General features: G+C 53.4%; 19 protein-coding genes. 18 read left to right on the forward strand and 1 reads right to left on the reverse strand.

Annotation, left to right across the window (positions count from 1 at the left end; all coding sequences use genetic code 11):
- Positions 1-33: 33 nt before the first annotated feature.
- From recA to ACYVUT_RS03070, 3 genes are all read left to right on the forward strand, one after another.
- Entirely contained in the window at positions 34-1,146 is a 1,113-nt protein-coding gene (recA, locus tag ACYVUT_RS03060; RefSeq protein WP_439775299.1) for a recombinase RecA, read from the forward strand.
- 149 nt (positions 1,147-1,295) lie between these two features.
- Positions 1,296-2,939 (forward strand): ribonuclease Y, encoded by a 1,644-nt coding sequence (rny, locus tag ACYVUT_RS03065; RefSeq protein WP_484499913.1) that lies wholly within the window; start codon positions 1,296-1,298, stop codon positions 2,937-2,939.
- Between the two features lie 103 nt (positions 2,940-3,042).
- Positions 3,043-4,263 carry a glycosyltransferase family 4 protein gene (locus ACYVUT_RS03070; protein ID WP_484501457.1) on the forward strand — a complete coding sequence of 407 codons (1,221 nt, stop codon included), beginning with the start codon at positions 3,043-3,045 and terminating at the stop codon, positions 4,261-4,263.
- 50 nt (positions 4,264-4,313) lie between these two features.
- Here ACYVUT_RS03070 and ACYVUT_RS03075 read toward each other — a convergent pair whose 3' ends face one another.
- Positions 4,314-4,973 carry a YigZ family protein gene (locus ACYVUT_RS03075; RefSeq protein WP_484501458.1) on the reverse strand — a complete coding sequence of 220 codons (660 nt, stop codon included), beginning with the start codon at positions 4,971-4,973 and terminating at the stop codon, positions 4,314-4,316.
- A 44-nt stretch (positions 4,974-5,017) separates the two neighbouring features.
- On the opposite strand from ACYVUT_RS03075, the gene ACYVUT_RS03080 reads away from it, so the two are divergent.
- The 15 genes from ACYVUT_RS03080 to ACYVUT_RS03150 all read left to right on the forward strand — a co-directional run bounded on the left by ACYVUT_RS03080 (position 5,018) and on the right by ACYVUT_RS03150 (position 23,136).
- A complete protein-coding gene (locus ACYVUT_RS03080) occupies positions 5,018-6,295 on the forward strand; it encodes a DEAD/DEAH box helicase (RefSeq protein WP_484501459.1) in 1,278 nt (425 codons plus the stop codon).
- Positions 6,292-6,978 carry a ComFC family protein gene (locus ACYVUT_RS03085; protein WP_484501460.1) on the forward strand — a complete coding sequence of 229 codons (687 nt, stop codon included), beginning with the start codon at positions 6,292-6,294 and terminating at the stop codon, positions 6,976-6,978. The genes ACYVUT_RS03080 and ACYVUT_RS03085 overlap by 4 nt, the downstream gene beginning before the upstream one ends.
- 79 nt (positions 6,979-7,057) lie before the next feature.
- The gene (gene hpf, locus ACYVUT_RS03090; RefSeq protein ID WP_439775305.1) at positions 7,058-7,615 is read left to right on the forward strand and encodes a ribosome hibernation-promoting factor, HPF/YfiA family; all 558 of its coding nucleotides are present in this window, start codon (positions 7,058-7,060) and stop codon (positions 7,613-7,615) included.
- A 159-nt stretch (positions 7,616-7,774) separates the two neighbouring features.
- Positions 7,775-10,177 (forward strand): preprotein translocase subunit SecA, encoded by a 2,403-nt coding sequence (secA, locus tag ACYVUT_RS03095; RefSeq protein ID WP_484501461.1) that lies wholly within the window; start codon positions 7,775-7,777, stop codon positions 10,175-10,177.
- An 89-nt stretch (positions 10,178-10,266) separates the two neighbouring features.
- A protein-coding gene (gene prfB, locus ACYVUT_RS03100; RefSeq protein WP_484501462.1) for a peptide chain release factor 2 occupies positions 10,267-11,383 on the forward strand; the annotation gives its coding sequence in 2 pieces (ribosomal slippage) (positions 10,267-10,338 and positions 10,340-11,383; 1,116 coding nt in all).
- A gap of 10 nt (positions 11,384-11,393) precedes the next feature.
- The gene (locus ACYVUT_RS03105) at positions 11,394-11,696 is read left to right on the forward strand and encodes a hypothetical protein (RefSeq protein WP_484501463.1); all 303 of its coding nucleotides are present in this window, start codon (positions 11,394-11,396) and stop codon (positions 11,694-11,696) included.
- Complete coding sequence (gene hprK / locus ACYVUT_RS03110) at positions 11,671-12,630, forward strand: HPr(Ser) kinase/phosphatase (protein ID WP_439775321.1); 960 nt, start codon at positions 11,671-11,673, stop codon at positions 12,628-12,630. The genes ACYVUT_RS03105 and hprK overlap by 26 nt, the downstream gene beginning before the upstream one ends.
- On the forward strand, positions 12,630-13,463 hold the full coding sequence (gene lgt / locus ACYVUT_RS03115) for a prolipoprotein diacylglyceryl transferase (protein ID WP_439775309.1): 834 nt from the start codon (positions 12,630-12,632) through the stop codon (positions 13,461-13,463). Before hprK ends, lgt begins: the two co-directional genes overlap by 1 nt.
- 5 nt (positions 13,464-13,468) lie before the next feature.
- Positions 13,469-14,485 carry an NAD(P)H-dependent glycerol-3-phosphate dehydrogenase gene (locus tag ACYVUT_RS03120; RefSeq protein ID WP_484501464.1) on the forward strand — a complete coding sequence of 339 codons (1,017 nt, stop codon included), beginning with the start codon at positions 13,469-13,471 and terminating at the stop codon, positions 14,483-14,485.
- Positions 14,486-14,559: 74 nt separating this feature from the next.
- Positions 14,560-15,492, forward strand: a complete 933-nt coding sequence (trxB, locus tag ACYVUT_RS03125; protein ID WP_439775311.1) for a thioredoxin-disulfide reductase — start codon at positions 14,560-14,562, stop codon at positions 15,490-15,492.
- 122 nt (positions 15,493-15,614) lie between these two features.
- Positions 15,615-17,657, forward strand: coding sequence for an excinuclease ABC subunit UvrB (uvrB, locus tag ACYVUT_RS03130; protein WP_484499922.1), 2,043 nt, complete (start codon positions 15,615-15,617; stop codon positions 17,655-17,657).
- Positions 17,647-20,505 (forward strand): excinuclease ABC subunit UvrA, encoded by a 2,859-nt coding sequence (gene uvrA / locus ACYVUT_RS03135; RefSeq protein WP_439775313.1) that lies wholly within the window; start codon positions 17,647-17,649, stop codon positions 20,503-20,505. The genes uvrB and uvrA overlap by 11 nt, the downstream gene beginning before the upstream one ends.
- Before the next feature lie 96 nt (positions 20,506-20,601).
- Positions 20,602-21,144, forward strand: a complete 543-nt coding sequence (locus ACYVUT_RS03140; protein ID WP_484501465.1) for an HdeD family acid-resistance protein — start codon at positions 20,602-20,604, stop codon at positions 21,142-21,144.
- Positions 21,145-21,265: 121 nt separating this feature from the next.
- Positions 21,266-22,069, forward strand: coding sequence for a M55 family metallopeptidase (locus ACYVUT_RS03145; protein ID WP_484501466.1), 804 nt, complete (start codon positions 21,266-21,268; stop codon positions 22,067-22,069).
- Between the two features lie 8 nt (positions 22,070-22,077).
- Positions 22,078-23,136, forward strand: coding sequence for a DmpA family aminopeptidase (locus ACYVUT_RS03150; protein ID WP_484501467.1), 1,059 nt, complete (start codon positions 22,078-22,080; stop codon positions 23,134-23,136).
- The last annotated feature ends 53 nt before the right edge of the window (positions 23,137-23,189 follow it).

A 23,189-nucleotide genomic window follows, 5' to 3' on the forward strand; every position in this document is an offset into this window, starting at 1 on the left:
TGTTTATTAGTAAGTTTCCAGGAGGGAAAAAATTTGGCTAAAGATGAAAAACAAGCTGCTCTTGAAGCTGCTTTAAAGAAAATTGAAAAGAATTTCGGTAAAGGCGCGGTCATGCGGATGGGCGAGAAGGTCGACACCCAGATCTCAACTGTTCCATCAGGCTCACTGGCCCTGGACGCGGCTTTGGGCGTGGGCGGCTACCCGCGGGGCCGGATCGTGGAAATCTACGGGCCGGAATCTTCCGGTAAGACCACTGTTGCCTTGCACGCCGTAGCCGAAGTGCAGAAGCGGGGCGGCACGGCTGCCTACATCGACGCGGAAAACGCCATGGACCCGGCTTACGCTGAAGCCCTGGGCGTGGACATCGACCAGCTGATCCTGTCTCAGCCAAACACTGGGGAAGAAGGGCTGCAGATTGCGGACACCTTGATTTCCAGCGGGGCCATTGACATTGTCGTGGTCGACTCAGTTGCTGCTTTGGTGCCGCGGGCTGAAATCGAAGGTGAAATGGGCGACTCCCACGTCGGCCTGCAGGCCCGCTTGATGAGCCAGGCCTTGCGCAAGCTCTCCGGCACGATTGCCAAGACCAAGACCATTGCCATCTTCATCAACCAGATCCGGGAAAAGGTCGGCGTCATGTTCGGCAATCCCGAAACCACCCCAGGTGGCCGGGCTCTGAAGTTCTACTCAACCATTCGGCTGGAAGTCCGCCGGGCTGAGCAGATCAAGCAGTCCACCAACGTTATCGGGAACCGGGTCAAGATCAAGGTGGTCAAGAACAAGGTTGCCCCGCCATTCAAGGTAGCTGAAGTCGACATCATGTACGGGCAGGGGATTTCCCAGTCCGGCGAACTGCTGGACATGGCCGCTGACCAGGACATCGTCGACAAGGCCGGGGCCTGGTACTCCTACCATGGCGAAAAGATCGGCCAGGGCCGGGAAAACGCCAAGAAGTACCTGGAAGAGCACCCGGACATCTACGAGGACATCCAGTCCCAGGTCCGCAAGGCTTACGGGATCGATGCTGAATCTCTGGAAGAAAAGGAAAATCCAGAGAAGATCAAGGAGCAGCGGGCTAAGAAGGCAGCTGCCCCTGCTGAAGACAAGCAAGAAGCGGCTGCAAGCCCGGAAAAGACTGATAAATAGGCCATTTTTGCCGAAAAGAAAGATTGCCAGCAAGAGCGCGGCAATCTTTTTTTGTTTCTTCAAATGCAGCTAAGGAATTGACTTGACCAAAAATGTAACATATGATTAGTAATGTGTGAATAATTCTAAATAAAAAGGCGACGTAACTCATGATGAATAATACTATATTTTTTCTCGCAACAGTCGCTGTAATTTTTCTTATTTCACTTGTCGTGGGATGCCTGATTGGTTATGCCATCCGGAAGAATGCCTGGGAAACCAAGGCAGAAAACGCCCGGCAGAGCGGGGAGGCAATTTTGGCCAAGGCGAAAGCCGAAGTCGAAGTAGCCAAGGCCGAAGTCCAGGCGCAGAAACAGGCCGCCGAAGCCGTTAAGCGGGATGCTGAAACGGAGAAGAAGGCCAAGATCCTGGAGGCCCAGGAAGAAATCAGGGATTACCGGCAGAAGGTTGAAGACGAGCTGAACGCGCGCCGCGATGAAGCGGCCCGCAAGGAAAACCGCCTTCAGCAGAAAGAAGATACCCTGGATCACCGCAGCAGCCTGCTCGATGACCGGGAGAAACAACTCACACAAAGGAAAGACCAAATCAAACAGCAGGAAGAAAAAGCTGCTGGTTTGCTGGAAGAAGCGCACGGGCTGGTAGAGAAGCAGAATGACAAGCTGCTGGAAATCTCCCACTTAGACGAAGAAGAGGCCAAGAAGATCGTCTTGGCCCAGGTCTCCGATCACCTGACCAAGGAGAAGGCGGAGATGATTCGGGCTAACGAGGAAGAAATCAGTGCCAGAGCCGACCGCTTTGCCCACCAAATCATCGTGGATGCCATCCAGAGCAGCGCGGCGGATACGGTCGCGGAAACGACCGTGTCAGTCGTGGATTTGCCAAATGATGACATGAAGGGGCGGATCATTGGCCGTGAAGGCCGGAACATCCGCTCCTTTGAAGCCATGACTGGGGTTGACCTGATCATTGACGATACGCCAAAGACGGTTACCTTGAGCGGTTTTGACTCCATCAGACGGGAAGTTGCCAAGCGGGCCCTGCAGAAACTGATCAAGGACGGGCGGATTCATCCGGCCCGGATCGAAGAGATGGTTGACAAGGCGCGCAAGGAAGTCAACGACGATATTTACGAGGCCGGCGAAAGTGCCTTGATGGAACTGGGCATCCACCGGATGAACCCGGAACTGGTCAAGATCCTGGGCCGGTTAAAGTACCGGACTTCCTATGGCCAGAACGTGCTGGCGCACTCGATTGAAGTCGGGAAGCTGGCCGGGACCATGGCAGCTGAACTTGGTTTGGATGAAAAATTAGCGGTTCGCGCGGGATTATTACACGATATTGGCAAGGCAATTGACCACGATATCGAAGGCTCCCACGTAGAAATCGGTGTTGAATTGACTCGGAAATACCATGAACCGGACTTGGTGGTCAATGCGATTGCTGCCCACCACGGCGACGTGCCGAAGCTCTCCTTTATTGCTGACCTGGTTGTGGCGGCGGACACGATTTCCTCCGCCCGGCCTGGGGCCAGAAGCGAAAGCTTGGAGAACTACATCCGCCGCTTGACCGAACTGGAAGACATTGCTGGCAGCTATGACGGCGTCAAGCAGGCATATGCCATCCAGGCCGGCCGGGAGGTCCGCGTAATGGTTGAGCCGGCCAAGATCTCAGATGATGAGACCACGGTTTTGGCCCATGAAATCCGAGACAGGGTCGAGAAAGAACTCGATTACCCAGGCAATATCAAGATCACCGTAATACGGGAGAAACGTGCCGTGGCAGTTGCCAAATAATAAAGAAAGTCCAGATTGAATTCTGGACTTTTTTGTTACCATTTGGCAAATCGCCTTAAAGCCCGGTATAATTAATTCAACTAGACTCAGAAAGCAGAATTTCATGTTTAAGATTATCGTTGACCTTTTTTTACTGGTGATCATCCAAGTGGCGATCACGCCTTTCATCCGGCGCCTGGCCTTTGTCCTGGGGGCAGTGGACAATCCTAACGCCCGCCGGGTCAACAAGAAGCCTATGCCGACTATCGGGGGGCTGGGAATTTTCGTGACCTACAACATCGGGACCTTCATTTTGCTCAGAGAGCAGTTCCCGACCCACGAGCTTTTTGCCCTCCTGCTGGCTTCCAGCGTGATCGTCTTGACCGGGATGATTGATGACATTTTAGAACTCAAGCCCGGGCAAAAAATGGCCGGGATCTTTGTCGCGGCCATGATCACATACTACTTGGCCGAAGTTAGGATGACAGAGCTGAACATTCCTTTTACCGGCCAGACTATCAACCTGCCATGGTATCTCAGCCTGCCGGTTACCATCTTCTGGATCCTGGCCTTGACTAATGCGGTCAACTTGATTGACGGCTTAGATGGCCTGGCCGCCGGGGTCTCCTGCATCTCCCTTTTGACCATGGGGATTGTCGGCTACTTCTTCTTGCGCAACCAGGGTCTGTACGTACCGATTGCCTGCTTCATGCTGGCGGCCTGCCTCATGGGCTTTCTGCCTTACAACTTCAACCCGGCCAAGATCTTTTTGGGGGACACTGGGGCCCTCTACTTGGGTTTCATGATCTCGGTATTAGCCTTAAAAGGCTTGAAGAACGTGACCTTCATTTCTCTTTTGGTGCCAGTGATCATCTTGGGCGTGCCGATCTCTGACACGGTCTATGCTATGATCCGCCGCAAGCTGAACAAGAAGCCGATTTCCCAGGCGGACAAGCACCACCTTCACCACCAGCTGATGAACCTGGGCTTGACCCAAAGACAGACGGTGCTGGTGATTTACGCCCTGTCTTTGATTTTCTCTTTTGTGTCCATGCTCTTCCTCTTGTCGCCGCTCTGGGCCATGGCCCTCTTGCTGGTCGGTCTCTTGATCGCTGTTGAGCTCTTTGTGGAATCGATTGGCCTTTTAGGGGAAAAATACAAGCCCCTCAGCCACTTGATTAACCGCTTGGTCCTGCATAGCACCCATACCAAGGAGCCAGACGTTGAAGTCTGGCACCAGGGTGAGGCCAAGCCCCAGAAGTGGCAGGAACGGTCTAAGGGCGGCCACCGGCCGGCTGACAAAAAGGATAGTGGTAAAAATAGCGATAAAGATAAAAAACAATAAAACTGAACAGATAAAAAAATGACCAAGCAGAAATGCTTGGTCATTTTTGGTCAGAATCTTTTTTCTCCGCTTTTGACGGGAATTTCGTTATAGCGCTGGTCACCCTTGATCAGGTCTGGTTCCCCGTTTAAGAGCTCGGTCAAATCGCTGATGAAGGGGGCAATCTGGTCCAGGTCGAGGTAGACGGAAATGGTGATGTTTACGCCGTATTCAGTGCCGGCAACATAGACCTCTTTCTCCTTGAGGAAGTGGTCGACCTTGTCATAGCGGTTGTAGGGGATGGTAAAAATCAATTCCTGCTGCTTGACCCGCTTGACGATGCCGATTGCTTCAGCAGCCTCGCTGACGCTGGAAGAATATGCCCGGATGAGGCCGCCGGCCCCTAATTTGATTCCGCCGAAATACCTGGTCACGACGACGGCGACATTTTTTAGGCCCATCAATTGGAGAGTCTTTAATTCCGGCACCCCGGCTGTCCCGCTTGGTTCGCCGTTGTCGCTGCTTTTGACCCGGTCATCATTGATGCCCAGGGTGTAAGCATAGGTGTTGTGGGTGGCGTCGTGGTACTTTTTGCTGGTAGCGGCGATGAAGTCCCGGGCTTCTTCTTCATCCTGGACCCGGGCAAAAGTCGCGATAAAGCGGCTCTTCTTGATGACCAGCTCATGCTGGCCGTTTTCTTTGATCGTTAAAAAATCTGCTTCTTTTGACAAAAAATCATCCCTTTTTGGTGTATTAGTTAGTGGAGGCGAAAAAAGTGACAGAAGAAAAAGAATCTCTGGCCGGCCGCCAATGGCTGGTTGACAAAGTGGATAATAGCATAAAAGAGGGGCAGACGGCAATTCCTGCCATAGAAAATGGCATCTGCCAGCGTTGCGGCAGCTCCTGCTGGGCGCGTCTGCCGTCGGGATTTTTGTATTGCCGCGCTTGCGTGGGCCTAGGCCGGCTGGATGAGGGCAAGATTTTGGTCCGGCAAGCCGCTAGCGGCTCTTATCCGGCTAAAGCGGGGATGACCTGGACTGGGCAGCTGAAAGAGCGCCAGGAGGGCGTGAGCTGCTTTTTGCTGGAAAAATTCGCGGCTAAAGCGGACTGCCTGGTCGAGGCCGTGACTGGGGCGGGGAAAACGGAGATGATTTTTCCCTTATTGGCTGAGGCTTTCAGCCGCGGCTGCCGGGTGGCTATCGCCACGCCCAGAATCGACGTGGTCAATGAGCTTTATCCCCGCCTGGTGGCCGCCTTTGGGGAAGTGGAGATCGGCAAGTATCATGGCCGGGAGGAAAAGCAGCCTGCCAATGAGCAGCTGGTCATCTGCACGACCCACCAATTGCTTAAGTACTACCAGGCCTTTGATCTTTTGATCATCGACGAGATCGACTCCTTCCCTTATGCCGGCAATCCTCAGCTGCATTTTGCTGCGGGAAATGCCGTTAAGAAAACGGGCAGCCGGGTCTTTTTGACGGCGACGCCGCCAGAGGACCTGCTGAAAAAAGTCAAGCAGGGGAAACTGGCCGTCGTTAGGCTCAACCGCCGCTTTCACGGCTACCCCTTGCCCGTGCCCCGGCTTGACTTCTACATTAAGCCCTTTTTGGCCAAAGGCCGCCTGCATCCCAAGCTGGCCCGGCGGATCAAAATGGCCGCGGAAAGCGGCCACCCCCTTTTAGTCTTTTTGCCTAGAATTTCCCAGATGCGCCAGTATTTTTCCGCCGTCAAAAAGCTCCTGCCAAATAAACGCCTGGCAACAGTCTACGCCCAGGACCCGGACCGGCTGGAGAAGGTGGAGAAATTCAGAAAAGGAGAGCTCGACCTGCTCTTGACGACCACAATCTTGGAGCGGGGGGTTACTTTTAAGCATGTCTGGGTGATCATCGTGGCGGCTGACGATGAGATTTATTCCGCCGCTAGCCTGGTCCAGATCGCCGGCCGGGTGGGCAGAGACAAGCAGGACCCGGACGGCCTGGTCTTGTTTTGCTACCGGCGCTACAGCCGGCAGATCAGAAGCGCGGTCAAGCAGATCAAGGAGATGAACCGGGGATGAGCCTTTGCCTTTTTTGCGACCAGGCTTTTACCGAAGACCTGGATATCAGTCGCCTGCTTTTGCCGGGCAAAATTAAGACTTCCTGCCTGTGTCCAGCCTGCCGCAAGCAGTTTGACCAAATCGGCCCCGTCTTTTGCCCCCAGTGCGGCCGCCGGCAGGCTAATGGGGAAATCTGTCAGGACTGCCAGAAGTGGCGGCGGATCTACCAGGGAGATTTTTTGCAAAACCAGGCCATCTACTGCTACAACCAGGCCTTTCACGACTTGATGGTCCGCTACAAGCGCTACGGGGACTACCTGCTCTGCCAAGTCTTGCAGGAATTAGCCGCCCCGGCTGTCCAGAAATTAGCAGCTGACTACTACGTGCCTGTCCCAACTTCACCCGAGCACCGGAAGAAGCGGGGCTATGATACAGTCTGGGAAATTTTTAATCCTCTTTTGCCTCTAACTCCGCTTTTAGCCAAGAAGGCAGGGGCTGGGGCCCAGGGAGAAAAGGACAAAAAAGCCCGGATGCAGGCCAAGCAAAATTTCTTTCTAAATCCGGAATTTAGGGGTAAAATAACAGGCAAGATCATCCTTTTGGATGACATTTACACCACAGGCCGAACGCTTTATCACGCGCGCGACGCGATTGAAACGGCTTTTCCTGAATGCCAGGTCGAAAGTTTTTCAATTAGTCGCTAAATATTTTCACAAAGCGCTTTCAAGTTTGGTATAATATGGGTGTAAAGAAACCGCGCAAGCGGGAAAGGAGATAATTATTATGTTAAAGTACAATGTTCGTGGCGAAAATATTGAAGTCACTGAAGCTTTGAGAGACTATGTTGAAAAGCGCTTGACCAAGTTGGAAAAGTACTTTGATCTGAGCCAGGACGTAATCGCTCATGTAAATCTGAAGGTATACCGTGACCACTCAGCTAAGGTTGAAGTAACTATCCCGCTTCCATACCTGGTTTTGAGAGCTGAAGAAACTACGGATGACATGTACCGCAGCATTGACTTTGTTTCCGAAAAGCTTGAACGCCAAATCAGAAAGTACAAGACCCGCGTCAACCGCAAGAGCCGGGAAAAGGGCGTAGAAGAATTCTTTGTTCCTGAAGAAGCTCCGGTTGAAGAAGAGAAGGAAGAAAAGGCTCCAATGTTCAAGATCGTCCGCAACAAGCGGGTTAACTTGAAGCCAATGGACCCAGAAGAAGCCATCTTGCAAATGGACATGCTGGAACACGACTTCTTCGTCTTCCAAGACGCTGAAACCAACGGCACCAGCGTGGTTTACCGCCGCAACGACGGCAGCTACGGCTTGATTGAAACTAACGAATAGTTTTGCCGGATATCTAACTGAATACTAAGGCAGCAAGCCAGGCAGGGCACGATAATTATTGTGCCCTGCTTATTTTTGTAGATTATTTTAATTTTTGGCAGTTACATGTTAAAATTATTCTGTGATTTTAGACTAAATATCAGAATTAAGGACGATTAGATGGCAAACATTTTAAAGAAGTTATACAACGCTGACAAAAGAGAACTTAAGCGTTTTGAAAAAATTGCTGACCAAGTAGAGTCATACGCTGACCAAATGGCCGCTCTTTCTGACGAAGAATTACAGGCCAAGACGCCGGAATTCCGCAGCCGCATCGAAAAGGGCGAAAGCTTAGACGACCTGCTGCCGGAAGCCTTCGCCGTATCCCGGGAAGCTTCCAAGCGGGTTTTGGGCCTGTACCCATTCCGCGTGCAGATCCTGGGTGGGATTGCCCTGCACCGGGGCAACATTGCCGAAATGATGACCGGTGAAGGTAAGACCTTGACGGCCACCATGCCGGTTTACCTCAACGCTTTGTCCGGCAAGGGCGTGCACGTTGTTACTGTCAACGAATACCTGTCCAGCCGTGACGAAACTGAAATGGGCCAGCTCTACCGCTGGCTGGGTCTGACAGTTGGCTTGAACGTCAGCACCATGTCTCCGGAAGAAAAGCGGGAAGCTTACGCCTGCGACGTAACCTACTCAACCAACTCCGAACTGGGCTTTGACTACCTCCGGGACAATATGGTTGTCTACAAGGAACAAATGGTTCAGCGGCCGCTTAACTACGCCATCATCGACGAAGTTGACTCCATCTTGATCGACGAAGCACGGACGCCTTTGATCATTTCCGGTGAAGCTGAACAAGCCAACGCCGACTATGTCCGGGCTGACCGCTTTGTCAAGAAACTGGTTGAAGACAAGAGCGACAATGACGCTGATGACGATGAAGATCACGGCGACTACAAGATCGACTGGCCAACCAAGACCATTTCCCTGACCAGAACCGGGATCCAGAAGGCCTGTGACCACTTTGGCCTCAAGAACCTTTACGACGTTGAAAACCAGAAGCTGGTCCACCACATCGACCAAGCCCTGCGGGCCAACTACATCATGCTCAAGGACATCGACTACGTGGTTCAAGACGGTGAAGTCTTGATCGTCGACTCCTTTACCGGCCGTGTTATGGAAGGCCGGCGCTACTCAGATGGCCTGCACCAGGCTATCGAAGCCAAGGAAGGGGTCAAGATCCAGGAAGAATCTCAGACCCAGGCCACGATTACTTACCAGAACTACTTCAGAATGTACAAGAAGCTGGCCGGGATGACCGGTACGGCCAAGACTGAAGAAGAAGAATTCCGTGAAATCTACAACATGGAAGTCATCACTATCCCGACCAACCGGCCAGTCATCAGACAGGACATGCCAGACCTGCTCTACCCGACCCTGGACTCCAAGTTCAAGGCCGTGGTTGACGAAATCAAGCAGCGGCACGCCAAGGGCCAGCCAATCCTGGTCGGCACGGTGGCCATTGAATCTTCTGAACGCTTGAGCCACATGCTGGACAAGGAACACATCCCGCACGCTGTCTTGAACGCCAAGAACCACGCCAAAGAAGCAGCCATCATCATGAATGCCGGCCAAAGAGGGGCGGTCACGATTGCCACCAACATGGCCGGGCGTGGGACTGACATCAAGCTGGGGCCTGGCGTCAAGGAACTGGGCGGTTTAGCCGTAATCGGGACTGAAAGACACGAATCCCGCCGTATCGACAACCAGCTGCGGGGCCGGTCCGGCCGGCAGGGTGACCCGGGCTACACCCGCTTCTACCTGTCCCTGGAAGACGACTTGATGAAGCGCTTTGGGGGCGACCGGGTCAAGGACTTCCTTGACCGCCTGTCTGACAATGACGACGACAAGGTTATCGAAAGCCGTTTGATCACCCGCCAGGTTGAATCTGCCCAGAAGCGGGTTGAAGGGAACAACTACGACACCCGTAAGCAGACCCTGCAATACGACGACGTTATGCGGATCCAGCGTGAAATTATCTACAAGGAACGGATGCAGGTCATCGATGAGCAGAAGTCTTTGAAGAGCGTCTTGCTGCCAATGATCCACCGGACCATCGACCACCAAGTGGACATGTTCACCCAAGGCGACCGGTCAACTTGGCGCCTGGACTCTTTGCGTGACTTCATCGTGTCCAGCCTGGCCAGTGAAGAATACGTTGATTCAGAAATCGACTTTAAGACCTTCACGCCAGATGCCCTTAAGAAGCAGCTTTACCAACTGGTTGAAGACAACTACCAGGAAAAAGAATCTGCCCTGGCAGATCCGGAACAAATGCTGGAATTTGAAAAGGTGGTTATCCTGCGCGTGGTTGACGAACACTGGACCAACCATATCGACGCCATGGACCAATTGCGGCAGTCAATCGGCCTGCGGGGCTATGGCCAGCTTAACCCACTGGTTGAATACCAGGACTCCGGCTACAACATGTTTGAAGAAATGATCAGCGACATCGAGTTTGACGTGACTCGCCTCTTCATGAAGGCTCAGATCAGAAACAACTTGAGTCGTTAACAAATTATAAAAGAGGGGGCGGGAGCCTCCTCTTTTTGGTTATAATCTAAGTAAGTCAAAACAAGAATTTTTAGCAAAGGAAAAAGACAATGGAAATCAGTGAAATTCAAAATGCTTTAGACGAGTTGCGGACCCGGCTTAACCACTTCAGGGGGTCTCTTTGACTTCGATAATATCAGCGAAAGCATTGAAATCAACGAAGCTAAAATGGCGGAACCGGGCTTTTGGGACAATCAGGAAAAGGCCCAGAAATTGATCAGTGAGACCAACCTGCTTAAGGAAAAGCGGGACTCCTTCCTGGCCTTGGAAAAAGACCTGACCGACGAAGAAACCGCCCTGGAATTGCTGCGCCTGGAAGCAGATGAAGACTTGCAAAAGGACACCGAAGACCAGCTGGCCAAGCTGCAGGAAGAGTTCCACCAGTATGAACTGAACCTGCTCTTGTCGGGCGAGTATGATGACCACAATGCCTTGATGGAAATCCACCCAGGCGCCGGCGGTACTGAAGCCATGGACTGGGGCAACATGCTGCTCCGGATGTACCAGCGCTATTGTGACTCCCGAGGTCTGAAATTTGAAGTCAACAACTTTGAGCCAGGCGATGAAGCCGGCTTAAAGAGCGTCAGCGTCCGGATTTCCGGCAAGAATGCCTATGGGCTGCTCAAGTCTGAACACGGAGTTCACCGCCTGGTCCGGATTTCGCCTTTTGATTCAGCCAAAAGACGGCACACTTCTTTTGCCTCGGTTGAAGTTATCCCTGAAGTCGATGACTCCATTGAAATCGACATTGACCCGAAGGACCTCAGAATCGACGTCTACCGGTCATCCGGGGCGGGCGGCCAGCACATTAACAAGACTTCCAGTGCCGTCCGGATCACCCACATTCCAACCGGGATCGTGACGACTTCCCAGGCCCAGCGCTCCCAGTTCCAGAACCGGGATACGGCCATGAATGAAATGCGGGCCAAGCTTTTCCACCTGGAAGAAGAAAAGAAGCGCAAGGAAAAGGCGGCCTTGAAGGGCGAGCAGCTGGATATTGCCTGGGGTTCCCAGATCCGGTCTTACGTCTTCCACCCTTACAGCATGGTTAAAGACCACCGGACCGGCTATGAAACTGCTGATGTGAGCGGAGTCATGGACGGGAAGCTGGATCCCTTCATCTATGCATACCTTCAGTGGCGTTTGAGCCAGGAGAACCCAGAATAAGAGGAAAAACATGTCATTTATCACGATTGTACTGCTGGTTTTGGCGGCTGTAGTTGCCCTGGCCCTGCTCTCGGTTTTCTTCAAGGCCTTGATCGCCTTGCTGCCGGTGGGCCTGGTCGTAATTTTGCTGTTATGGCTCTACTACCGCTTTTACTGGCGTAAAAAATACCAGCTGCCTAGCCGGCCGGATCCAGACTGGTTCAAGCCCGGCCAGGCAGATCCGGAGCGGCCGCGGAAACAGGCGCAAGATGTGACAGTGCGAAATGTTGATGAGAGTGAGGCACATGATGACGAACAAGGTAAAACTAACTGAACTCATTAATGACAATTCCAACCTGCGGGTTCTGCAGGGACAAGAATATGTGGCCGGCAAGAAGATTACGGTTTCCGACGTTTACCGGCCGGGACTGGAATTAAGCGGCTACTTTGATTTTTACCCGGCTGACCGGGTCCAGCTTTTGGGCAGAACAGAAATCTCATACGCTGCCCGCCTGGATCACGATTTGCGCCGGCGGGTTTTTGAAAAAATCTGCCAGAAAGAAACTCCTTGCCTGCTGGTTTCCCGCAATCTGCCGGTGCCAGCTGAACTGAAGGAGGCGGCGGAAGCAGCCGGGACTCCGATTTTGATTTCCAACGACACCACGACCTACTTGATGAGCATGATCACCCAGTACCTGGCCGTGAAGCTGGCCGAAAGAAGCAGCGTCCACGGGGTCTTGGTCGAAGTCTTTGGGATGGGGGTTCTCTTAACCGGGGAATCCGGGGTCGGCAAGTCCGAAACTGCCCTGGCCCTGGTTCAGCACGGTCACCGTTTGATCGCTGACGACCGGGTGGACGTCTACCAGAGAGACCACGAGACCGTGGTCGGGGAAGCCCCGCGCATTTTGAAGCACTTGATGGAAATCCGGGGGATCGGGATTATTGACGTCCTTAAGCTCTTTGGGATTGGGGCCATCAAGGACGAAACAGAGATTTCCCTGGTCATCAACCTGACCAACTGGGACTCCAAGGCCAATTACGACCGCCTGGGCTTCCAGGAAAACACCCGGATCATCTGCGGCATCGCCGTGCCGCAGGTCACCATCCCGGTTAAGGTCGGCCGGAACATGGAAAACATCGTGGAAGTAGCCGTCATGAACTTTAGAGCCAAGGCCATGGGCTTTGACGCGGCCAAGACTTTTGACGAAAACTTGACCAGCCTGATCGCGGAAAATACCGAAGAAGAACAGCGGGGTGAAGACGACTAGTGACTTTAGCACTGAATCCAATTGCCTTCAGTATCGGCAACATTCATGTCCGCTGGTACGGAATCATCATCGCCTGCGGAATCCTGCTGGCCACCTTCATGTCCATCAGAGAAGGGCAAAGACGGCAGATTATGAGCGACGACTTCATCGACCTGCTCTTGTGGGGCGTGCCGATCGGCTTTATCGGGGCCCGGATCTACTATGTCATTTTTGAATGGGGCTACTTTTCCCAGCACCCGGATGAGATTATCGCCATCTGGAACGGGGGAATCGCCATTTACGGGGGCTTGATCGCCGGGGCAATCGTCCTTTTGGTCTTCTGCTACCGGCGCTTCTTGCCGCCATTTCTGGTCCTGGACATCGTGGCGCCTGGCGTGATGGCGGCCCAGGTCCTGGGCCGGTGGGGCAACTTCATGAACCAGGAGGCCCACGGGGCCAAGTGCAGCCTGCAGTATCTGCAAAACCTTCACTTGCCCCAGTTCATCATCGACCAGATGTATATTAATGGCAGCTACTACAAGCCGACCTTCTTGTATGAATCTTTCTTCAACCTGATCGGCTTGATCATTATCCTCTCCCTCCGGCACAAGAAGCATCTTTTTAAGCAAGGGGAAGTCTTCATGTTCTACCTGGCCTGGTATTCCGTGGTCCGCTTTTTCGTGGAAGGGATGCGGACGGACAGCCTTTATATTTTCGGTGTCATCCGGGTTTCCCAGGCCCTCAGCCTCCTGCTTTTAATAGCTGTGGTTATTTTATTTGTCTACCGGCGTGTCAAAGTCAAGCCAAAGTGGTATCTTGATGGTAGCGGTCTAAAATATCCATACGAGAGGTAGAAAAAATGACAAAAATTTCCGTTTTAGGCGCCGGTTCCTGGGGGTCAGTCCTGGCTTCCATGCTGGCTGACAACGGCCACGAGGTGGCCCTTTACGCCCACCGGCAAGTTATTGCTGATGAGATCAACCAAGACCACACCAACTTGCACTACATGAAGGACTGGACCTTGAACCCGAGCGTCTGGGCCAGCATCGACATGGGGCAGGTTCTGAAAGACTGTGACATTATCCTCTTTGCCGTGCCGACCAGCGCCATCCGGTCAGTGGCTAAAGCAGTCCGGCAGTTTTTGGACGAAAGTGGCCGCCAGCCTTACCTGGTTTCGGCCACCAAGGGGATTGAGCCGGGGACTAAAAAGCTGGTTTTGCAGATTTTTAAAGACGAAATCTACCCGGACGGCTTTGACAAGATGATCGTCCTGTCCGGTCCCAGCCACGCGGAAAATACCGCCCAAAAGGACCTGACGGCCATCACCTTAGCTTCAACCAGTCTGGACAACGCGGCCAAGATGCAGAAGATTTTTTCAAATGACTACGTCCGCTTCTACACCAGCAACGACCCAATCGGGGTCCAGGTCGGCGGAGCCGTGAAGAATGTCATCGCCATCGCCGCCGGGATCCTGGCGGGCCTGGGCTACGGGGACAATGCCAAGGCGGCCTTGATGACCCGGGGGCTGGCGGAAATCACCCGCCTGGGCGTGGCCTTTGGCGGCCAGCCTTGGACCTTCAGCGGCCTGTCCGGGATCGGCGACTTGATCGTCACTTGTACATCAGTTAACTCCCGGAACTGGCGCTGCGGCTACCAGCTGGGCCAGGGCAAGCCATTGGATGAAGTTTTGGCCAACATGGGCCAGGTGGTTGAAGGGGCCACGACCGTCAAGGCCGTCCACGAAATTTGTGACAAGTATTCTTTGGACATGCCGATTTCAGCTTCCATCTACAAGGTCCTCTATGAGGGAGCCCAGATCGACGATGAGATCAAGCTGATGATGAGCCGGCAGATGGGACCGGAAATCAGAATCTAAGCAGGGGGGCTTGCAATCTTTTGAAAATCCTGTATTATATTACTTGTAAAAAGTAAGTAACAAGGAGGCTGTTTATGACCAAAGAAGTTGACGTAGTAATCATTGGTGCCGGTCCAGCCGGCATGACGGCGGCGGTTTACGCGGCCCGGGCCAACCTGAAGACGGTGCTCTTAGACCGGGGGATTTACGGGGGGCAGATGAACAATACTGCCGACATCGACAATTACCCGGGCTTTGTGGAAGTCCAGGGGCCGGAATTGGGCGAAAAGATGTACCAGACCGTGCAAAACGCCGGGGCCAGCTATGAATATGGCGACGTCCAGGCCGTCAAGCTGGAAGGCGACTACAAGCGGGTGATTACTGACAGCGAGGAATACTTGGCTCCAGCCGTGATCATCGCGACTGGCTCAGAGCACAAGCACTTGAACGTGCCGGGGGAGGAAACTTATTCCGGCCATGGTGTTTCTTACTGCGCCGTCTGCGATGCAGCCTTCTTCAGAGATGAAGACGTGACTGTGATCGGCGGGGGCGACTCAGCCATCCAGGAAGGGCTCTACCTGGCCCAGTCTGCCAAGTCAGTCACGGTCGTTCACAGAAGAGACCAGCTGCGGGCCAAGCCTGAACTGCAGGAGAAGGCCTTCAAGCACCCGAAGATCAAGTTCGTCTGGAACGCCTTGACCGAAGAAATCGTCGGTGAAGACGGCAAGGTCAGCGGGATCCGCTACAAGGACAAGGTCAGCGGGGAAGAGAAGGAATTTGCCACCAAGGGCGTCTTCATTTACGTGGGCGTTTTGCCAGTGACCAAGGCCCTGGAAGACCTGGACATCTTGGACGAAAACGGCTGGATTCCAACTGATGAATTGATGCGGACCCGGCAGGAAGGGATTTTCGCGGCCGGCGACGTGCGGCCAAAGGACCTGCGCCAGGTCACGACCGCCGTTGGCGAAGGCAGCGTGGCCGGGCAGGAAGCTTACAACTACCTGCAAGCCAAGGGATTTTTGAAATAGATATTCAAAGCAGCGGACAAAAAGTCTGCTGCTTTTTTCTTTGAGCAAAATATTGTTAGAATCTATGTTCGGGTAGTAAAATAGAGTACGACTGATTATTGCAAGTTTAAGGGGGAAGAACCGTGATCAAGCGGCAAGACAACAACAAATTTGAACTCGTCTCACCATATAAGCCCGCTGGTGACCAGCAGCAGGCCATCGACCAGCTCGTGGCCGGCTTTAAGGCCGGCGATAAAGAGCAGATCCTCAAGGGGGCAACGGGGACGGGGAAGACCTATACCATGGCCAATGTAATTGCCAAAATGAACAAGCCGACCCTGGTCATTACCCACAACAAGACCCTGGTTGGCCAGCTCTACAATGAATTTAAGGAATTTTTCCCAAACAATGCCGTGGAATACTTCGTTTCCTACTATGACTACTACCAGCCGGAAGCCTACGTGCCCCAGTCAGACACTTATATTGAAAAAGACGCCTCGATCAACGATGAAATCGACCAGTTGCGGCACGCGGCTACCAGCGCCTTGATGTCCAGAAACGATGTCATCGTGGTGGCTTCTGTTTCCTGCATCTACGGCTTGGGTGACCCAAGAGAATACGCGGCCAGCGTCTTAAACGTCTACACCGGCCAGGAATACGAAAGAAACACCCTGCTTAGGGACCTGGTCAACATCCAGTACGACAGAAACGACATCGACTTCCAGCGGGGCCGCTTCCGGGTCCGGGGTGACGTCGTGGAAGTTTTCCCGGCCGGCTATTCTGACCGGGCCTACCGGATTGAATTTTTTGGCGACGAAATCGACCGGATTGTCGAAGTCGACCCCTTGACCGGGGAAGTGCACGGGGTCAGAGACAGCATCTCCCTTTTCCCGGCTACCCACTTCATGACCAATGATGAGCAATTGGCCGGCGCTATCGACCGGATCAAGGCCGAAATGGATGAGCAGGTCAAGAAGTTTGAAAAAGAGGGCAAGCTGCTGGAAGCAGAAAGAATCAAGCAGCGGACCACCTATGATTTGGAAATGCTGAGAGAAGTCGGCTACACCAACGGGATTGAAAACTACTCCCGGCAGATGGAAAACCGCAAGGCCGGTGAGCCGCCTTACACCCTTTTGGACTTCTTCCCCAAGGATTCCTTGATTTTAATCGATGAATCCCACGCTACCATGCCGGAAATCCGGGCCATGTACAATGGGGACAGGAACAGAAAGCAGACCTTGATCGACTACGGCTTCCGCCTGCCGTCAGCTTTGGACAACCGGCCCTTGAAGCTGGAGGAATTTGAGCAGCACGTCAACCAGATCATGTACGTGTCAGCCACCCCGGGTGACTACGAATTAAACCGCACCAGCCGGATCGTGGAACAAGTCATCCGGCCAACCGGGCTTTTGGACCCGAAAATCGAAGTCCGGCCAATTGAAGGGCAGATCGACGACCTGGTTGCTGAAATCAACCTGAGGATTGAAAGAAACGAGCGGGTTTTTGTCACCACTTTGACCAAGAAGATGGCTGAAGACCTGACCGACTACTTGAAAGACCTGGGCATCAAGGTCCGCTACCTGCACTCGGACATCAAGACTTTGGAAAGAATGCAGATCATCCGGGACCTCCGCTTGGGCAAGTTTGACGTTTTGATCGGGATCAACCTGCTCAGAGAAGGGATCGACGTGCCGGAAGTTTCCCTGGTTGCCATTTTGGACGCGGACAAGGAAGGCTTCCTGCGGGCTTACCGGCCGCTGATCCAGACCATGGGCCGGGCTGCCCGGAACGCCAATGGTGAGGTCATCATGTACGCTGACCGGATCACCGATTCCATGAAGCTGGCGATTGATGAAACGAACCGCCGCCGGGCCATTCAGATGAAATTCAACGAAGAGCACGGGATCGTGCCAAAGACTATCATCAAGCCGGTTCGGGACATGATCTCCGTGGTCAAGGCCGACAAGGAAGCAGAAAAGTCAGACTCCTTCGCCGACCTCAACTTCGATGAACTGACGGCCAAGCAGAAGAAGCAGATGATTAGCAACTTGCAAGAGCAGATGCAAGACGCGGCCAAGCGCTTGGACTTTGAAAGCGCGGCTAACCTCCGCGACGCAATTATCGAGCTGGAAGGCTCGGTGAGAAAACCGATTAAGAAGAAAGGCAAGGACTTCAATGGCAGATAGAAAAATCGTCATCCGCGGTGCCCGCGAGCACAATTTAAAAGACATCGACGTAACCATTCCTAAAGACCAGCTGGTCGTTATTACCGGCCTGTCCGGCTCTGGCAAGAGCTCACTGGCTTTTGACACCCTGTACGCTGAAGGCCGGCGCCGCTATGTCGAATCCCTGTCCAGCTATGCCCGCCAGTTCCTGGGCCAGATGGACAAGGCGGACGTTGATTCAATCGACGGCCTCAACCCGGCTATTTCCATCGACCAGAAGACGACCTCCCACAACCCCCGCTCAACAGTCGGCACGGTTACCGAAATCAACGACTACCTCCGCCTGCTTTGGGCCAGAGTCGGCCACCCTTATTGTCCAAATGACGGCACCTTGATCCAGCGGCAGTCGGTGGACCAGATGGTGAGCCGGATTCTGGATCTGCCGGAAAGAAGCAAGATCCAGCTTTTGTCCCCGGTTATCCGGGGCAAGCGGGGCGAGCACAAGGAAGTTTTTGCCAGAATCCGCCGGGCCGGCTATGTCCGGGTGATCGTTGACGGTGAGATGCACGATGCCAGCGAAGAGTTTGCCTTGGAGAAAAACAAGCGCCACGACATTGAAATCGTGGTTGACCGTTTAGTTATCAAAGACGGGATCCGGTCCCGCCTCTTTGACTCGGCTGAAGCGGCCCTGCGCCTGTCTGAAGGCTATATGGATGTTGACGTAATTGGGGGCGAAAAGCTCAGCTTCTCTGAATACTACGCTTGTCCTCTTTGCGGCTTCACGGTTGGGGAAATGGAGCCCCGCCTCTTCTCCTTCAACGCGCCATTTGGGGCCTGCCCGGCCTGCGATGGCCTGGGGATGAAATTGGCGGTTGACCCGGACCTGGTGGTTCCGGATAAGGATAAGAGCTTAGCTGATGGTGCCCTGGCTCCTTGGGCAGGGTCAAAGTACTACATGGGGATGCTGGAGCAGGCCTGCCAGGCCTTGAAGATCCCGATGGACAAGCCTTTTAAAAAGCTGACCAAGCGGCAAAGAGACATCATTTTGAACGGGTCAGACAAGGAAATTCACTTCCACTTGGAAGGCGACTTTGGGGTCAACGACACCAAGCAGCCTTTTGAAGGGGTGATCAACAATGTCGACCGCCGCTATGCCAAGCCAATGTCCAAGTTCATGCAGGAAGTCATGGGCAAGTACATGACGGAATTGCCCTGTGAGGTCTGTGGCGGCAAGCGGCTCAATGAGAAGGCTTTGGCAGTCAAGGTAAATGGCAAGAATTTGGCTGAGGCCAGCGATTTGTCGATCAAGGATGCCCTGGCCTTTTTCAAGGAAGTTGACTTAAGCGAGCAGGAAGCAGCCATTGCCAAGCCGATTTTGAAGGAAGTCTGCGACCGTTTGAACTTCCTGGTCAGCGTCGGCCTGGATTATCTGACCCTGTCCAGATCAGCCGGGACTTTGTCCGGTGGGGAAGCCCAGCGGATCCGCCTGGCCACCCAGATTGGCTCCAACCTGTCAGGGGTCATGTACGTTTTGGACGAACCTTCTATTGGCCTGCACCAGCGGGATAATGACCGCTTGATTGCATCTTTGAAGCGGATGCGGGATTTGGGCAACTCCTTGATTGTCGTTGAACACGATGATGAAACCATGCGGGCAGCTGACTATTTGATCGACATGGGACCAGGCGCCGGCAGTTTTGGCGGGGAAGTCATGGCGGCCGGCACGCCGGAAGAAGTCATGGCCAATCCAAAGTCTTTGACCGGCCAGTACCTACGGGGAGAAAAGTTCATTCCAGTTCCATTGAAGCGGCGCAAGGGCAGCGGCAAGAAGCTGAAGCTGACCGGGGCAGCGGAAAACAACTTGAAGAATATTACCGTTGAATTTCCATTGAGCGAATTCGTGGTCGTGACCGGGGTTTCCGGGTCCGGCAAGTCTACCCTGGTCAACCAAATTTTAAAGAGAGTCCTGGCCCAGAAGCTCAACCACAATTCTGCCAAGCCGGGCAAGTATGAGAAATTGACTGGCTGGAAGAATATCGAAAAGGTGATCGACATTGACCAGAGCCCGATCGGCCGGACGCCGCGGAGCAACCCGGCGACCTATACCAGCGTCTTTGACGATATCCGGACCCTTTTTGCCCAGACCAATGAAGCCAAAATGCGGGGCTACACCAAGGCCCGCTTCTCCTTCAACGTCAAGGGCGGGCGCTGCGAGACCTGCCACGGGGACGGGATCCTCAAGATTGAAATGAACTTCCTGCCAGACGTCTACGTTCCTTGTGAGGTCTGCCACGGCCAGCGCTATAATTCCGAAACCCTGGAAGTGACCTACCGGGAAAAGAACATTGCCCAAGTTCTGGACATGACCATCAGTGAAGCCTGCGACTTCTTCGTCAATATTCCAAAGATCCACCGCAAGCTGCAGACCATCGTTGATGTGGGCCTGGGTTATGTCAAGCTGGGGCAGCCGGCGACCACTTTATCCGGCGGGGAAGCCCAGCGGATGAAACTGGCCAGCGAACTGCAAAAATTGTCAACTGGGAAGAATTTCTATATTCTGGATGAACCAACTACCGGTCTGCATACCGATGACATCAAGCGTCTTTTGGAAGTCCTCCAGCGCCTGGTTGACCAGGGCAACACTGTTTTGGTAATTGAGCACAACCTGGACGTAATTAAGACGGCTGACTGGCTGATCGACCTGGGGCCGGACGGCGGTGAGCGGGGCGGCCAGGTGGTTTGCACGGGGACGCCGGAAGAAGTTGCGGCTTGCCCAGAGTCCTGGACTGGCAAATACCTCAAGCCGGTTTTGGACCGGGACAAGGCTTTGACTGAAAAGAGCCTTGCAAATAAAGAAAAAGAATCTTAATTCGCCCCTAAACCTTTTTAGCAAAATATTGTAAAATGAAAGCGGAAGCCAAAATAATTGTCAGAATTTTTGCATTTGTGTGAAAGGATGATTCTTATGTTTGATTCCGGCTTTAACGAAAAACGCGGTTTTGACTGGGGCGTTTTTATCGCGGGGGTTGTCTCCGTCGTTTTGAGCATTTTTCTCTTTGCCAACCCTGGCAAGGGCTTGCGGGGCCTGGTCATCATTTTGGCCGTCTTGTCGATCATGCAGGGGATCGCTTGGATTTCCATGTATGCCGGCTTTCACGGGATTTTTGGCCCGTCTTGGACCACTCTTTTATCGGGGATCTTTGACATTTTGATCGGGATCTTCTTCCTGTGGAACAACAAGGTGGGGGCATACACGATTGCTATCGTGGTCTCCATCTGGTTCATCGTTGACTCGGTGATCGGGATTGTCTTTGCCTGGCACCTGCGTTTCTTTGAGACCGGCTGGTATTTCTTCTTCAACCTGCTCTTGAACATCCTGGGCCTGGTTGTCGGGATTATGCTTTTGTTTAGACCGGTTATCGCGGGGATGAGCACGGTCTACTTGATCGCGATCTACCTGATGATCTTCGGGATCAATGAGATTGCTTTGGCCTTCATGCACCGTTAAGCATGTCAAACTGCCGATACTTAACAGATTGTTTAAGTGTTGGCAGTTTTTTTGATGGTAAAATGTAAGCAAGCAGTAAAAAAGTGTAAGGAAAAAGCAAAAGCAGGGGAGGTTAGGCAAAATGGAGAAAAAGATTTATATTTCCTGCGACATGGAGGGCTGCGCCGGCGTCACCAGCTGGGAGCAGACCCATTATGGGCATAAAGGCTACGACCTGGCTCTAAAAGAAATGACCAGGGAAACCGTGGCCGCGGTCAAAGCTTGCCAGCAGGCCGGCTATAAGGTGACGGTCAAAGACGGGCATGAAGACGGGATCAACCTGGACCCGGCCCTTTTGCCGGCAGGAACAGAACTGATCCAGGGCTGGGACTCTTCACCAGAAGAAATGATGGCTGGCATTTCCGCTGACTATGCCGGGGCAATCCATATTGGCAGCCATTCCCCGGCTGGCTCCAGTGAAACGCCCCTGGATCACACGGTGGAACATGGCTGGTATTCCTGGGTCAAGCTGAACGGGAAATTGGCTTCGGAATTTACCTTCAACAGCCTTTGCGCGGCCCAGTACGGGGTGCCTTCATTTTTCCTGGCTGGGGATGCCGGCATCTGCCGGCGGGCGGAAGAATTTTGCCCAGGCATCGTGACCTGTGCTACCAAAAAAGGGGTGGGCAGCGCCACTGTCAACAAGAGCCCGGAGGAAATAGAAGCGGCCATCATGACCGGGATCAAGGAAGCCTTGGCGGGTGCGGGCGGTCTGCCGCTTTTAGCTGACGAATACCTGCTGGAATTCTGTTTTTCTTCAGCTGGCCGGGCCAGAGCCGCTTCTTTTTATCCAGGAGCTGAAAGAGCAGGCGAGCGGGTCGTGTCCTACCGGGCCAAGAGCATTATGGAGCTTTTGACGGCGAAAATGTTCATGACAGAAATCTGAGGTGGAAGATGGGCTTAAAAGGAGAACTGTTTTTGCCCCGGGCCTATCGAACCGGAGAAAAAAACGACATAACCGATGTTCCGGGGATTAAGGTGGGCCAGGTAACCCTGCGAAAGGGCGGGGTCAATACCGGCGTCACGGCAATTTTTCCCGGAAGTGATATTTTCAAGCAAAAAATGCTGGCCAGCGGCCAGGTGATCAATGGTTTTGGCAAAACGACTGGTTTAGTTCAGATCGGCGAGCTGGGCAGTCTGGAGACCCCGATCCTGATGACCAACACCCTGGCCGTTGGGACCTGCTGGACGGCCTTGACCCGCTACATGCTGGACCGCAATCCGGAGATCGGTCTCACAACCGGGACGGTCAATCCGGTCGTGATGGAGTGCAACGACGGGGACTTGAACGATATCAGATCCCTGCCGGTTAAAGAAAGTGATGCTCTGGCGGCCCTGGCTTTGGCTGAAGAGAATCCGCCCTTGCAAGAGGGCGACGTTGGTGCTGGCACCGGGATGCGCTGTTTAGGCTTTAAGGGCGGCATTGGGTCTGCCTCCAGGCTTTTGGAACTGGGGGGCAAAAAATATCACTTGGCCAGCCTGGTTTGCGCTAATTTCGGGGCTTTTGGCAAATTACGGGCCGGAAGCCGGCTGTTGGGCCAGGAACTAAAAGCCGCCGTTTTGGCCCGGGCAAAAGCAGAAAATAACCAGCTTTATGACCGCTATCAAAAAGACCAGGGGTCAATCGTGATGGTGATCGCCACCGACCTGCCCCTCTCCAGCCGGCAACTTGGCCGCCTAGCCCGCCGCAGCGCGGTTGGCTTAGCCAGGACCGGGTCGTATATTGGGGACGGGTCCGGCGATATCGCCTTGGCTTTTTCCACGGCGCAAAGAGTCAGCCATTTCGCCAAAGAAGCAGAAAGCTTCAGCTTTTTGCCAGACAGTCAGCTGGACCCGGTCTTTGAAGCCGGGGCGGAGACGATCGAAGAAGCGGTTTTAAGTGCTCTGGTGCACGCGGAGACCTTGACTGGATTTAAGGGGAGAACGGTCTATGGTCTGCGGGATTTTTTATAATAAGAGTGAAGAATAGGAATGCAGGCAGGGCTAATTGATTGCCAAGACGCGGC

The organism is Lactobacillus sp. WILCCON 0059 (assembly GCF_057197985.1).